Origin of the sequence: Sphingobium sp. LB126 (genome assembly GCF_002795205.1) — a bacterium.
Classification (GTDB): Bacteria; Pseudomonadota; Alphaproteobacteria; order Sphingomonadales; family Sphingomonadaceae; genus Sphingobium; species Sphingobium chungbukense.
In genome coordinates, this window is sequence record NZ_NETV01000003.1 from 41,554 (window position 1) to 54,856 (window position 13,303).

Consider the following 13,303-nt stretch of genomic DNA (forward strand, 5'->3'; position numbering starts at 1 on the left):
CGAACGGCAAGCGTTGATCTCGGTGCATTCCGATTTCGGGCGCGGGCTTGCGCGCGCGTATGCCAGTTGTGGGTGTGATCGAGAAACTGTCGGAGCGGTACGCTGTCCCCTCCGACCATCGCCGCCACGTCTCCTGGGATTCGCATCGAAGGAGACCGATGATGTCAGAGCCGTTTGACCCCGCTGACACCGACGCATGGATTGCCCATGGTCGAAGCCCGGTACAAGCAGCGGCGCTCGCTGATGCCTGGCGCCGCTTCCCGGACCTTGCGAACGATTCCCCACTCGATCAGCGCATGGCACGTATGCGCGAGCGTGTCACGGCACTGCGGCCGGTGATGGAAGCGATGGCGCACATGGTCGAGGCGGAACGACAGGCCCGCAATTTCGCCTTCACCGCAAGACGAGTCGCCGAGGGACGGGGGGATGATCGCGATCGTGCCATTCTGCGCGCGCGCGATCTCCATGGCCATGACTGGGATCGATCGGTCCGCTATGCCGATGGCTGGTATGCCGCGCATGCGGGCTGGGATCCCGAATGCCGCAAGCCTGGCCCACTCGATGCGGGCGCCGAAGCCTATGATCACGGCTTTTGCGATGGTGGCGGCAACCGCGATGACCTCTTCGACACCGCGCGCCGCGCCTTGATGGTGGATCGCACACCAACGTCTTCGGCCATTTTGCCCGCGCGGCCTCGTCCCAGCGAATGGCTCAAGCCGACTGACGTGCCGCGGCCGGCACGCTGGCATCGTCGCCTCCTCCTGATCGGTGCGCCCGAAGCCGGACTGGTCGCCGCGCCGGCAAAAACGGCCCTGCTTCGTCCGGCTCTCGATTCCTGCTCGGGCTGCGGGGAGGCGACCATCGTCGTCATTTCCGGAGCCGGTTTTCACCCTCTCGATAGAGCCGATACGGCGCTGCCCCTCGGTGGTCCCGAAGCACTGGAGGTACTCGCGTCCGATCGCGCACTCCAGGCCTGCTTGCGGGCGCTGCTCGGTGATCGCGACTTTGATGACATCCTTGTCGCTGCCCAAGGGTATTATCTGGCTTTGCTCGATGCACATGCTGCAGCGCTTCCGCTTTGCCGGACAATGGAACGAACGCGGAACACCGCGCTCCAGCAACGGACGCACTTTCGTATCTGGCTCGACCGTGGGTTTCTCGCGGGCCAGACGGTCGGGGCAGGCCACATTCGTTGGGGCAAGGCCGTCAATGGCCTGACGGGCCGGCTCGGAGAATTTACGGCCCGTTATGCCGGCAAGCTTCCCCCGCGCGGCCACCGCATCGTCATCGAAACCGCCGACGGTAAGCCTGCCGCGGGCTTCGTCACGGCGCGAGGCGAGCCATTGGCATGGGAAACCGTCATCGCAAATCGCGCCCGTCTGCGCAGCACGATGGCAGCGCGCCTGCGGGCATTCGGCGGTGCAACGCGGCTGGCATGGCCAAGGCCAGCAAACACGTCAATCCAGGGAAGGAACGATTCTATGGACGCCTCCCGCGCAAGGTAGTTTCTCGATGTTGCTCCGGCATTGGATGCGTGAATCTATCCGGCCTGTTGATTGAGGTGTTTTCGCCCCTGGCCATGATGGGAATCCGCGCGGTTCAGTGCCTTTTAAGATGAGCGGCCTCGAGGGCCATCGTTCCTTACAGGCTGTGAAGCGGCGGTCCGTGCCGTTACACCATCAAGTCTTCACCTCGCATTTGTAACCTCTGATCAGATTGCGGCCCGCTGCCCGAACGGTCACGCCATTTTGTAACTTTCGCCGCTTCGCAACATCGCCCAGGCCATGCGAGCAGTCTTGTTTGCCATGGCGACGAGTGTCTTGTTGTGGCCTGCCCTTGATTGCAGTTCCTGCGCCCATTTTGAACGCCGGTCGTCATGCTTGGCGATCCGCAGCAACGCAGACCGTGCACCATGTATCAGCTGGCGCCTCAGGTAATGATTGGCTCTGTTCCCGATACCACCGAGCCTTGGCTTTCCGCCGGTCGTGTATTGTCGCGGAACCAGTCCAATCCAGGCAGAAAGGGCTCGGCCGGATGCGAAGTGTCGGCCATCGTCAATTGCGGCGATGAGGGAGGTTGCGACAATCGGTCCTACCCCGGCAGCGTAGTCAGACGTTTGCAACGATCGTCTCTCCGGCAGATATCAACCAGCATGTCATCCAGAGTGGATACTCTGGCATCCAAGTCGCGATACTCCTCGACGAGCTTCAGGAACAGGTCCTTCGCCAAGTGCGATAGTTCGGCAATTTCGATCATCTTGTCGACCTGCAGCCGGAACCGGGACGCACCTGCCGGCATGACGACGCCATACTCGGCCAAAAGACCACGAGTGTGATTGATCAACGCGGTGCGCTGCACGATCAGTCTGTCACGCGTTCGGTGCAGAGCTTGCAGATCCTGCTGTTCGACGCTCTTCAGCGGCACGAACCGCATGGTTGGCCTGTTGGCAGCTTCGAAAATGGCTTCGGCATCAACCGCATCATTCTTCGATCCCTTCACGAATGGCTTGACGAAACGCGGATGGATCAGGCGAACGGCATAACTCAGCGCCTCGAAGACGCGGCCCCAGTGGTGTGAACTGGCGCAGGCTTCCATCGCGACCGACTGCGGTTGCAATCTGGTCACCGCATCGACCAGCTTTGCCCTGCTAACCTTCCGCGAGATTACCTCACCTTCGCAAGTGATCCCGTAGATGTGAAAAGACTGCTTGCCCAAATCGATCGCTAGCATTTGCATGTGATGAACTCCTCTTCCCGGTCGCTGTGGCAACATGCTCGGCCCGCTTGCGGGAGGCGTCCATCCCATAAGATGAAAATCCGAAAGGTGACTATTGGCGTCACGCTGTTGATGCATGACAGCGATGAGGATCGCCTCTCGACCATGAGCCTCGCCCGTATCGGCGAGGAAATGGACTTCGGTGACATGGTTGGCGCCTTCGCCATCACATCCGCCGACGATGTCCCACCCCATGCCCTGCAGGCTGAACTCACCGCGCTCGGCAACGACGGCACCTTCTTTGACGACAGGATGGAGCACGCAGATGACTGACGGATCGTCCATGACGAAAGCATGCACAGTCGCCGCAGTGCTGTGCGAGTTGCTCGAGACCCACATGCAGGCATGCGACGTGGGAGGGCGGCCGTCAGGGGATCACCACCATCATATCGTCTCGGCTGTGCATGGAACCCGTGCTGACGTGGAAATCCTCTCCAGCTGTGAAAATGAAGACGGTGTCGAGATCGGGTTGACGCTCAATGATGGCGCCACCTTCCGGATACAGGTTGAGAGCCTGTCCGCATCTCCTGGTCAGGAATAGCCCCATGACCGAGGACGAATTCGATCAACTCGTTGATGATGCGACGCATGCAGTCAACAATCTAATCCCGGATCTCTATCTCGACGGCATGGGCGACACTGCCCATAGCGGTGTGCTTTACGCGATCAATGATGCCCTCAGCACTATATTGCGGGACGTCATCGAACCCCGCTGATGACTTCGGCCTCGATCGGGGCTGACGATGTCGGCCGTGCGCCAAGGCATCTGGGCCTGTCACCCGCGATCATTCCAATGCCTCAAAGGGAGATCAGCATGTCTGCGCCAACCCATTTCGTTCACGTCTATGCCACCGTGCGCGTCAAACTGGGCGTGACCGCACATGACCAGTTTGCAGCAATGAAGGAGGCAGATCGCCTTCTCTTTGCCAACGGTTTCGGTGTTCGTCTGATTCCGAGTGCTACAGGAGTGCTTGAAGCGGACTACGCCGAAGAAGTGTCCGGCTATCTTGTCGACGAAGCGGGCGACCACGAATACGACCGGAGCCGGACCTATGCTGCCGATGGTGCACCCATTTCGTGAAATATGTCACGCTGCGAGGCCTGACACTATCGAATTTGGGTAATGCTCGTCAGGCTTTCGTCAGACTTGTCGGCGATGTTCGCATGCGCCGAGCAAGGGGTTCTGCCTTCTTGTCCGAAATCAATCCCACAGCTGGGCCGATCGCTACAGGGCGAAGGGAACAATTGACGCAAGGGCCGGACAAGGATCGAAATGCGCAACCTGCGACTGACATTCTGGGGCCTGGCCGCCTTGGTCACCATGTTGTGGCTTCTTGCGGACCTGTCCATATTCCGGTCGTCCGGCTTTTTCGCGATCCGCAGCGCGGCGGTGCAGTATAGCGGCGCGCTGGCGATCGCCTGCATGAGCGTCGCGATGATGCTCGCCATCCGCCCCCGCTGGCCCGAACATGGGCTGGGCGGACTGGACAAGATGTATCGTCTCCACAAATGGCTCGGCATCGCGGCACTGGTCACGGCCATCGCGCACTGGCTGTGGGCGAAGGGTCCGAAATGGGCCGTGGGGTGGGGCTGGCTCGAACGACCGTCGCGTGGCCCGCAACCGCCCGCAAGCAATCCTGTCGAGGCCCTGTTCGCCAGTCTCCGCCACACGGCGGAGGGTCTGGGCGAGTGGGCCTTTTATGCCGTGGTTGCGCTGATCGCCGTCGCGCTCATCCAGCGCATTCCCTACCGCTTCTTCTATCGAACGCATCGGCTTCTGGCGCTGGCCTATCTCGTGCTGGTCTTTCATGCCGTGATCCTGACGACGTTCAGCTACTGGCTGTCTCCGTACGGCCTCACGCTGGCGGCGCTGCTTGCTTGCGGCACCGGGGCGGCGATCCTCATTCTGTCGCGCCGCGCAGGCCGGGACCGGCAGGTGCCGGGCAGGATTGCCGCCATCCACCATTATCCGGGCGTGCGGGCGCTCGAGACCATCGTCGACATGGGGGAGGGGTGGCCCGGCCACCGACCCGGCCAGTTCGCCTTTGCCGTGTCGGACCCGGCCGAAGGGCCGCATCCCTATACCATCGCGTCCGCCTGGCGCGAGGATGAGCGGCGGATCACCTTCATCACCAAGGGACTGGGGGATCATACGCGGCGCCTGCCCGAAAAACTCCATGTCGGCCAGGAGATCAGGATCGAGGGGCCTTATGGATGCTTCACATTCGACGATGATAGCGCCCGTCAGATCTGGATCGGTGGCGGGATCGGTATCACGCCGTTCATCGCCCGCATGAAGTATCTGGCCCAGAGTCCCGAAGGCGCGCGCGCGGAGATTGATCTCTTCCACTGCACGGCCGAAGTCGACGAGGAGGCTCTGGGCAAGCTGCAAGCGGATGCGGCGGCTGCCCATATTCGCCTGCATGTTCTGGTCGATGCACGCGATGGCCGCCTCGATGGCGAGCGAATACGCGCCGCCGTGCCGGAATGGCGGGAGGCGAGCCTCTGGTTTTGCGGCCCCCTTGGATTTGGTGAAACGCTGCGCCGGGACTTTGCCGCGCTGGGCTTTCCGGTAGCGAAACGTTTCCATCAGGAGCTGTTCGCGATGCGCTAAGTCAAGGCGATGTATGCGAAAAAATCCGACTTGTCACCTCGACATCAGCAGGACCGATTTCTAAAGACCGCTCCCGTGACCATGATCCGCTCCTTCCTTGCCCGGCATCGCTGGCTGGCCATCTGGCTGGCCGGGGCCGCGCTCATGCTGAAGGTGCTGGTGCCGGCCGGGTTCATGCCGACCGTCTCTTCGGGTACGATATTGGTCCAGCTCTGCTCGGGCCAGGGTCCGCAAACGGTCATGATGGAGCTTCCGGGCAGGTCCGGCGATCATGATCCCGCGGATCACAAGCAGGCCGACATGCCTTGCGCTTTCTCGGGTCTGTCGTCGCCGGCGCTCGCCGCCGCCGACCCGATCCTGCTGGCGCTCGCCATTGCCTTCATCCTGGCGATGGGCTTTCTTGGCCTATCTTTCGCCCTGCCCGGTGCCTCGCCATTTCTGCGGCCTCCGCCAATAGGACCGCCAACAGCCGCCTGATCCCTTTCGCCGTTCGTTTTCAACGGCGCGCGGACCGCCGCGCGCCCGGATCAGGATCCATCCATGTCTGTCATTTCCAAAGCCGCGAGCGCGGCTGCAATATTCTATGGCCTGTCGGCCGCGAGTGCCTTTGCGCAGGATACACAGGTTCTTCCGTCCATCGGGATCGATTCCGAGGATCGCCCTGCCGGTCCCGTGTCGTCCGAGATCCTTTTGCGTGACAAGGTCGCACCCCTGCAATCGGGAACAAGCGATACGGCGGCGCTGATCGGCCGCCTGCCGGGGGGCAGCAGCTTCGGCGCCGGTGGCTTTTCCAGCCTGCCGGTGATCCGGGGCCTCGAAAGCCAGCGGCTGACCATATTGGTCGACGGCGTGCCGATCGACATCGCCTGCACGAATGCGATGAACCCGCCTTTGTCCTACACCGATCCGCAGACGATCGACGCGATCAGCGTCATCACGGGCGTGACGCCGGTCAGCATGGGCGGTGACAGCATCGGCGGCGCGATTTCGGTGGAAACCCTGACACCGCGCTTCGCCAAGGCGGGCAAACGATTGCTGACGGGCGAACTGTCCACCTTCTACCGCAGTAACGGCGACGGCTTCGGCGGCGCACTTTCGATCACGGCGGCAAGCGACCGGCTCAGCCTCAGCTATGCCGGTTCCTTCACCCAGTCCGACAATTACAAGGGCGGCGGCCGTGACGGCACCGTCCGTTCGACTGAATACAAGAAGACGGACCATGCGCTGAGCCTGGCCGCGCAGACCGATATCGGGCTGTTCGAACTGAAGGGCGGCTACCATTTCTCGCCGTACGAGGGCTTTCCCAACCAGTATATGGACATGACATCCAACAAGAGTTGGTATCTGAACGGTCACTGGAAGGGCGCCTTCGACTGGGGCGATCTGGACCTGCGCGCCTTCTATCGCGACACCGATCATCGGATGAACTTCCTGGCGGACAAGGGCGGCACCGCGACCGGCGGCATGCCCATGAACACCGAGGTTCATAGCGCCGGCTATACGCTCAAGGGCGACATTATGCTGTCCAATCGCGACACGCTGCGTCTCGGGAGCGAATTCCACCACCAATGGCTCAATGATTACTGGCCGGCGGTCGCGGGCCACATGATGATGGGGCCCAACACCTATATCAATGTGAACGGCGCGAAGCGCGACCGGCTTGGCACCTTTGCCGAATGGGAGGCGAAGTGGACGCCGCAGCTCACCACGCTGGTCGGCGTGCGCAACGATCAGGTCTGGATGAACACCGGCGAGGTCCAGCCCTATTCCACCTCGATGATGAATATGGCCGACGCGATGGCGGCCACCGCGTTCAACGCCGCGGATCGCAAACGGCATGACAGCAACTGGAGCGCCACGGCCCTTGTCCGCTATGCGCCGAGCGATCAGGCGACGCTCGAATTGGGCTATGCGCGCAAGAGCCGTTCACCGGGCGTCTATGAGCGCTACAGCTGGGGACGCGGTTCGATGTCGAGCCGGATGATCGGCTGGTTCGGTGATGGCAACGGCTATGTCGGCGATCCCACCCTGAAGCCCGAAAGGGCTGATACGATAAGTGCCGCGGTCAGTCTGAAAGGCGCCGGCGCCAATGGCTGGACGCTCAGGATCGCACCCTATTACACGCGCGTCCATGATTATATCGATGTCGTGAAGCTGGCCGATTTCACCAATATGATGGGCACGCCGACGGGGTTCGTGCAGCTTCGGTTCGCCAACCGCGAAGCCGAGCTATATGGCGTCGATGTCTCGGGTTCGCTTGCGCTGTGGCAGTCGTCATCGGCCGGCACGGCGAAACTGACCGCAACGGCAAGCTGGTTGCGCGGGCGCAATCTGGACGACGGCGGGTCGCTCTACCATCAGATGCCGTTCAACGCGACGTTTGCGCTGGAGCATCGGCTCGGGGGCTGGGAGAGCGCGGTCGAACTGACGGTCGTGGCGGACAAGAACCGGGTCGACGCCACGCGCAACGAACCCCGAACGGACGACTATGCGCTCGTCAATCTTCGGACCGGCTATGCCTGGGGCAATTACCGGCTGGGCCTGGATGTCCAGAACCTGTTCGACAAGGGCTATGATCTGCCGCTGGGCGGCATGTCGCTCGGCGATTACAAGGCGACCGGCGACTTGCGGCCGGTGCCTGGTCGTGGCCGCTCCTTCAACATCGGCCTGACTGCGAAATTCTGAGGCATGGCCGCCAGTCCAGCATACCGGCTGGCCCAGGCGAGCGATACGAGGGCTTTCGGGTTCCTCGTGTCGCTTGCCCTGCATGCGGGTGTCCTGTGGAGCCACAGTCCGCGTCTAATCCCCGAAAGGCGGGAGGAACCCCGCACGGTCACGATCATGACGCTGCCTTCGCTCGAAACCGAACAGCCGTCTGCCCGCCGGCCGAAAGCCGCCCCCAGACCGGCAAATCAGCTGACGCCCCCCAGTACAACGCCAGCGACACGCGCGCGGCAAGGGCCGCAGGCGTCGCCCGACCGGCCTGCCTCCGATCAGGCTGCCTTGACGCTACCTGTCGCACCGTCGCCCTTGCCTGCCCGCATGAACGTCGACATGCCGCATCCCCAACCTGCTTCGCCGCAGGCTGCGTCATCAACGCTCAGCACTGCGCGTGCGGCCTATCTTCGGCGGTTGTGGGAATGGATTGCCGCCAGACGCCCGGCGGGCCTTCATCTTGAGGGTGAGGCGCTGATTAATTTTTCCATCGGTGCTGACGGCGCCTTGCGCGAGATCTCGCTCGCGCAATCCAGCGGCAATGCGCAGCTTGACCGGCTCGCCCTTCGCACGGTTCGCCTGGCGGCGCCCTTTCCGCGCCCGCCTGAAAGTCTCGGCGTGGGAACGCTCGATTGCGTCCTGCCTTTCCATTTCAATTAGCGCCGGAAATCACATTGCGTCAGGAGCTGGTCAGCAAATGCGGTCATGGTCTTGTGCCGACCCTTGGCTGGAGGACCCATGACCCGCTTGCACGCTCACCCCGAACGACATGCGGTATCACGTATCGGCTGGCTCCGCGCGGCGGTCCTTGGCGCCAATGACGGTATCGTTTCCACAGGAAGCCTCATTGTCGGCGTCGCCGCTTCGGGAACGGACCGATCAGGCATCCTCGTTGCCGGCATCGCGGCGCTTGTCGCCGGCGCCATGTCGATGGCCGCCGGCGAATATGTCTCGGTCAGCTCGCAGGCCGATACCGAGAAGGCGGACCTCGCCCGCGAAACGGCGGAACTGACAACGCAGCCCGGGCTCGAGCGGCAGGAACTGGCGGACATCTATATGGCGCGCGGCCTGGACCCCGATCTTGCGCTCAAGGTTGCCGACCAGCTCATGGCGGACGATGCGCTTGGGGCGCATGCCCGCGATGAGCTGGGAATTTCCGACATATCCACGGCGCGGCCGTTGCAGGCGGCATTCACATCCGCCGCGACGTTCAGCGCCGGGGCGATCATGCCGCTGGCGGTGGTTGCCGCCGCGCCGGGACAGCAATTGATACCGCTCGTCGTCGCCGTTTCGCTTCTGTGCCTCGTGCTGCTCGGGGCGCTTGGCGCGAAGGCGGGCGGGGCCCCTGTCATGCGGTCGATCGTCCGCGTCACGTTCTGGGGCGCCCTGGCGATGGCGTTGACGGCAGGCGTGGGCAGCCTGTTCGGAGCGGCTGTCTGACGTGATCGCTGCCCCGCGTTCGTCAGCGCGCCGTCAGCAATCTCTCTTATGGCCAAAGGCCAAGGAGACAAATGATGCTCATGGCAAAAACGAGCTACAGTGATAGTTTCAGGGTTTGGGATGCCCCGCTCAGGCTTTTCCACTGGCTGCTGGTCGCGGCGATCACGATTGCCTTTTTGTCCTCGGAAGGAGACAGCGGAATCGCGGACTGGCACATGGCGGCAGGCTGGACCGCCGCTGTCCTGCTTGTCTTTCGTCTTGTCTGGGGGTTTATCGGCGGCGAGCATGCGCGTTTTGCCAATTTCGTGCGACCGTCACGCCTTCTGTCCCACGTCCGGGAACTTGTGACGGGTCATCCACAACGCACGATCGGGCACAATCCGCTGGGGGCGCTCGCTGTTCTGGCCATGCTCATTGCAACCGGCGCGGTGCTGTGGACCGGCATCCAGGTCGACGCGGGGCAGGCCGACGAGGATCTTCATGAGGCGATTGCCTATGGCCTGCTGGCGCTCATCGGCGTTCATGTCGCAGCGGTGGTCCTGATGTCCGTCTTCACCCGCGAAAATCTCGCGCGCGCCATGGTTACTGGCCGCAAGAGCGTCGCTCTGCACCCTGGCGCCCACGATGCCCGTCGGCCGGCCGTCGTCGCGGTGCTGCTGGCCGTCCTGGTGATCGGGATGACGGTGTTTGGCATCCTGCGCTACGATTCCGCGGCGTTCAGTGCGCAGTCGCACGGCGAGGCAAAGCAAGGGCATGAAATCGAAGGTGGAACAGCCGTTCAAGGCGAGGATAATGACCGGGATTGAGACGGCCTCTTTCGATCCCCGCGCGGGACTGGTCAGATTGCAGGGCGGGAATTGAGGCGGGATCGTGCTAGGAAAGCCGGCATAGATGCGCGTTCTTGTCATAGAGGATAATGACCGGCTGGCGAAGCTGGTTGCGGACGGCCTTCAGCGCCGGGGCTTTTCGTGCGACATCGCCACGACCCTGTCCGATGCGGACAGCGCACTGGGTGGCGCGGTCTATGACGCGATCATACTCGATCTCGGCCTGCCGGACGGCGATGGCGTCGCCTGGCTGGCGAACCGTCGCCAGTATCGGCAAATGCCGCCCGCGATCATCCAGACCGCGCGCGGCGCGCTGGAGGACCGGGTCACGGGGCTTGACGCCGGCGCCGACGATTATGTCGTCAAGCCTGTCGAGATCGATGAACTGGCCGCGCGCATTCGCGCGTTGCTCCGCCGCCCCGGCCCGCGCGCGCAACCTGTGCTGGAAGCGGGCTGCCTGCGGTTCGACACGGCGGCGCGCACGGCGCACTGCGGGGACTACGCCATCGATCTGTCCCGCAGGGAGGCCGACCTCCTGGAATTGCTGCTACGGCGGGCGGGAACCGTCGTCCGCCGCGAGACGATCGAGGATGCGCTCTACAATTTCAACGAGCCGGTGACGCCCAATGCCGTGGAAGCGGCGGTCTCCCGCTTGCGCCGGAAGCTGGACGAGGCTGGTGCCACTGGCGCGCTCCACACCATCCGCGGCGTCGGCTATATGCTGAAGGATGTCGCGGCGTGACCTATCGGCGCTCCGTGTCGCGCAAACTTGCGCGAGGGCTTGCTCTCGTCGGCCTTGTCGGCACCATCTTGTTGCTTGCAGCGGTCGTCTTTTTCTACAGCCTGACATTCGACGATCTGACGGCGCAGGACGCGCTGATCAAGGCCGTGCGCGAGATGCTGGAGCATGTCGCGCTTCCACTGGTCGTGCTGATGGTGCCCGTCGCCTTCGTCGTGCGGCGCGTGATCCGACAGGCTTTTGGCTCCCTTGAGGAAGCCGCAACCGCGATCGAGGCCGCGCGTGGGCACGAACGCGGCTTTCGCATAGACACGTCCCATCTGCCGGCCGAAGCCCTGCCGTTCACGGATGCCGTCAATGATCTGCTCGGCCGGCTTGACGACGCCGCCATGCGCCAGGAAGCCTTTGCCGCCGATGTCGCGCATGAACTGCGCACGCCGCTCGCGGTGCTGTCGCTCGAATTCGACCGGCTCGATCATGACGACGCCGCGCGCCTCAAGAACGATGTCGCCGGGATGCGCCGCCTGGTCGACCAGCTCATGCTGCTAGCCCAGGTTGATGCCACAGCTGCCGCACAATTCCCGCTGGAATCCGTGTCCCTTGTCGAGATTGCGCGCGATGTCGTCAGCCTTCTTGCCCCGGCCATCATCGCGGAAGGGAAAGCCATCACGCTCGATGTGGGCAGCGGGATCCCAATGGCGCGGGGCCGGCGTGAAGCAATCGCGGCCGCCTTGCGGAACCTTATCGAGAATGCTGTCCGGGTGACGCCGTTGGGAGGCACGGTGAATATACGGGTTGGCCCGGATCCGGTGATTGCGGTGGGCGATGGCGGAGAGGGCCTTTCACCCGAACGCCTTCGCGAACTTGTGCGGCGGCACAGCCGGGCGGACCATGCCAGCACCAACGGCGCCGGGCTTGGCCTGGCGATCGTCGACCGGATCATGGCGGCGCACGGCGGACGGCTGACCACCGATCCCGCCGTGCGGGAATTGTCCCTGCATTTCCCCAGCGCCTGAAGCGCCGAGCATTGCGACCCGTCAGGGTCTCGTCAGTTTCGCGCACTAGGCGAAGCCCATGTCGAAGCGGAATTATATCCTTGCCGGCTTTGCCGTCATCGCGCTGGCGCTTGGGATCTGGTGGCTTGCCGGGTCCGGCACGGCGCCTGAACCAGCCCCTTCATCCCCCGAAGCCGGGAAAGCGGCGCCGGGCGTTCTGCCCGTTGACCGCAGGCAGGCCGCGCAGCTTGGTATCCGCCTGGCGCCCGCCCTCACCGCGAGCGAAGCCCCCATCGCCGTCATTCCGGCGGTGATCCAGCCGCCCGCCAATGCGCGCGTGGCCGTGGCCGCGACCTTTCCCGGCGTGGTCATGCGGACGCTGGTGGTTGAAGGCGATACCGTCCGGCAGGGCCAGCCGCTCGCGGTTATTTCCAGCCGCGACGTGCTGACGATGGGGGCCGACCTGACGCGCGCCAATGCGCGGGCAGGGGTCGCGCGGTCGAACGCGGCCCGGCTCTCGCAGCTTGCCCGCGAAGGCATCATCGCCGGCGCGCGCGCTGATGAAGCCCATGCACTGGCGGCCGAAGCAGGCGCCGATGTCGCCGAAAAGGCGCGCATCCTCAAAATGGTCAATGGCGAGGGGAGGGGCGGCACCTATACGCTGACCGCGCCGATCGCCGGGCGCGTCACGACCGCCAACATCCAGACGGGCAATCCCGTGGACGGAACCACCGCGCCTTATGTGATCGACGCCGCCAACCGCTATGAGGTTGTCGGCCAGTTGCCCGAGCGGCTCGTCGGCGCGGTCCGGCCCGGCATGACCGTAGTGATCGAACCCGACATCGCCGGGCGCGTCACCGCCGTTGGCTCGACGATAGACCCCGCCACCCGTTCCGCCATGCTCAAGGCCGAGATTCCCGCCGGGCCGGGCATCGTCGCGGGGCGCACGACCAGCATGTCGCTGTCCGGCCCGGCGCCGGCCGGCGCCGTCAGCGTGCCTTCCGGCGCGACCGCCATGATCGGGGACAAGACTATCGTCTTCGTCGCCACCGGCGGCGGATATGCGATCCGCGACGTGAAGATAGGCGGTTCCGTTGGGGGACAGACCGTGCTGCTGTCCGGCGTCAGGCCGGGCGAGCAGGTGGTCGTTTCCGGCACGAGCGCGCTCAAGGCGCTCGCTTTGTCGCGATAGGTCCGG

At 63.8% G+C, this 13,303-nt stretch carries 14 protein-coding genes and 1 pseudogene; 14 read left to right on the plus strand and 1 reads right to left on the minus strand.

Going from position 1 to position 13,303, the window contains the following annotated elements:
• Positions 1 to 161 precede the first annotated feature (161 nt).
• Positions 162 to 1,505: a hypothetical protein gene (locus CAF53_RS21635; RefSeq protein ID WP_335339766.1), complete on the plus strand. Its 1,344-nt coding sequence runs from the start codon at positions 162 to 164 to the stop codon at positions 1,503 to 1,505.
• A gap of 233 nt (positions 1,506 to 1,738) precedes the next feature.
• Here the strand turns inward: CAF53_RS21635 and CAF53_RS21640 are convergent.
• Positions 1,739 to 2,736 (minus strand): annotated as a pseudogene (locus tag CAF53_RS21640) (IS110 family transposase).
• 87 nt (positions 2,737 to 2,823) lie between these two features.
• Between CAF53_RS21640 and CAF53_RS21645 the strand changes: the two are divergent.
• The 13 genes from CAF53_RS21645 (at position 2,824) to CAF53_RS21700 (ending at position 13,297) form a co-directional block, all read left to right on the plus strand.
• Positions 2,824 to 3,048, plus strand: coding sequence for a hypothetical protein (locus CAF53_RS21645; protein ID WP_067738861.1), 225 nt, complete (start codon positions 2,824 to 2,826; stop codon positions 3,046 to 3,048).
• Entirely contained in the window at positions 3,041 to 3,316 is a 276-nt protein-coding gene (locus tag CAF53_RS27210; RefSeq protein WP_025160948.1) for a hypothetical protein, read from the plus strand. Before CAF53_RS21645 ends, CAF53_RS27210 begins: the two co-directional genes overlap by 8 nt.
• Before the next feature lie 4 nt (positions 3,317 to 3,320).
• Complete coding sequence (locus tag CAF53_RS27215; RefSeq protein ID WP_020819421.1) at positions 3,321 to 3,491, plus strand: hypothetical protein; 171 nt, start codon at positions 3,321 to 3,323, stop codon at positions 3,489 to 3,491.
• A gap of 98 nt (positions 3,492 to 3,589) precedes the next feature.
• Entirely contained in the window at positions 3,590 to 3,856 is a 267-nt protein-coding gene (locus tag CAF53_RS21655; protein ID WP_025160949.1) for a hypothetical protein, read from the plus strand.
• 192 nt (positions 3,857 to 4,048) lie between these two features.
• The gene (locus tag CAF53_RS21660) at positions 4,049 to 5,389 is read left to right on the plus strand and encodes a ferric reductase-like transmembrane domain-containing protein (protein WP_020819423.1); all 1,341 of its coding nucleotides are present in this window, start codon (positions 4,049 to 4,051) and stop codon (positions 5,387 to 5,389) included.
• 81 nt (positions 5,390 to 5,470) lie between these two features.
• On the plus strand, positions 5,471 to 5,866 hold the full coding sequence (locus CAF53_RS21665) for a hypothetical protein (protein WP_020819424.1): 396 nt from the start codon (positions 5,471 to 5,473) through the stop codon (positions 5,864 to 5,866).
• Between the two features lie 63 nt (positions 5,867 to 5,929).
• Positions 5,930 to 8,074 carry a TonB-dependent receptor gene (locus CAF53_RS21670; protein ID WP_020819425.1) on the plus strand — a complete coding sequence of 715 codons (2,145 nt, stop codon included), beginning with the start codon at positions 5,930 to 5,932 and terminating at the stop codon, positions 8,072 to 8,074.
• 3 nt (positions 8,075 to 8,077) lie between these two features.
• Positions 8,078 to 8,764 carry a TonB family protein gene (locus CAF53_RS28315; RefSeq protein WP_242443565.1) on the plus strand — a complete coding sequence of 229 codons (687 nt, stop codon included), beginning with the start codon at positions 8,078 to 8,080 and terminating at the stop codon, positions 8,762 to 8,764.
• A gap of 78 nt (positions 8,765 to 8,842) precedes the next feature.
• On the plus strand, positions 8,843 to 9,544 hold the full coding sequence (locus tag CAF53_RS21680) for a VIT family protein (RefSeq protein WP_020819427.1): 702 nt from the start codon (positions 8,843 to 8,845) through the stop codon (positions 9,542 to 9,544).
• 71 nt (positions 9,545 to 9,615) lie between these two features.
• Complete coding sequence (locus CAF53_RS21685) at positions 9,616 to 10,350, plus strand: cytochrome b/b6 domain-containing protein (RefSeq protein WP_020819428.1); 735 nt, start codon at positions 9,616 to 9,618, stop codon at positions 10,348 to 10,350.
• Positions 10,351 to 10,435: 85 nt separating this feature from the next.
• Positions 10,436 to 11,113, plus strand: a complete 678-nt coding sequence (locus tag CAF53_RS21690) for a response regulator transcription factor (protein WP_020819429.1) — start codon at positions 10,436 to 10,438, stop codon at positions 11,111 to 11,113.
• Positions 11,110 to 12,126, plus strand: a complete 1,017-nt coding sequence (locus CAF53_RS21695; protein ID WP_037485648.1) for a HAMP domain-containing sensor histidine kinase — start codon at positions 11,110 to 11,112, stop codon at positions 12,124 to 12,126. Before CAF53_RS21690 ends, CAF53_RS21695 begins: the two co-directional genes overlap by 4 nt.
• A gap of 58 nt (positions 12,127 to 12,184) precedes the next feature.
• Positions 12,185 to 13,297 carry an efflux RND transporter periplasmic adaptor subunit gene (locus CAF53_RS21700; RefSeq protein WP_037485649.1) on the plus strand — a complete coding sequence of 371 codons (1,113 nt, stop codon included), beginning with the start codon at positions 12,185 to 12,187 and terminating at the stop codon, positions 13,295 to 13,297.
• Positions 13,298 to 13,303: the final 6 nt, after the last annotated feature.